Source organism: Enterobacter cloacae complex sp.6700776, assembly GCF_048284255.1.
GTDB lineage: Bacteria > Pseudomonadota > Gammaproteobacteria > Enterobacterales > Enterobacteriaceae > Enterobacter > Enterobacter intestinihominis.
This window is the reverse complement of record NZ_JBLVYK010000312.1, coordinates 1-264: the sequence shown is the minus strand read 5'-3', so window position 1 is coordinate 264 and position 264 is coordinate 1. Positions and strand designations below refer to the sequence as shown.

Sequence of the window (264 nt, the reverse complement as noted above, 5' to 3'; positions counted from 1 at the left end):
GGCGGAAACTTAGTTCCCGAAACAGGAACCGATCGCCCACGTCGATTTAGCCAAGAATGGGTTAAAGTCCAAGACTTATTAGGGCATGAACAAACAGATATTGCCGTGCTACGTCACGTGGCAACACTGCGTTTTGCTCATGATGAGAATGAAGCCTATATGACCTGCCCTGTTGCACGCCTTATTCGCAACGCTCAGGGGATGTGGGAATTTGATAACCACTTCATTCCCCCCTTACTTTCCTGCCAGGGAAGTGCTGAATTA

General features: G+C 48.5%; 1 protein-coding gene. It reads left to right on the top strand.

Annotated elements, in window-relative coordinates; genetic code table 11:
- On the top strand, positions 1 to 264 hold a 264-nt coding region (tssK, locus tag ACNQ0T_RS24405; protein WP_417930518.1), incomplete at both ends, for a type VI secretion system baseplate subunit TssK.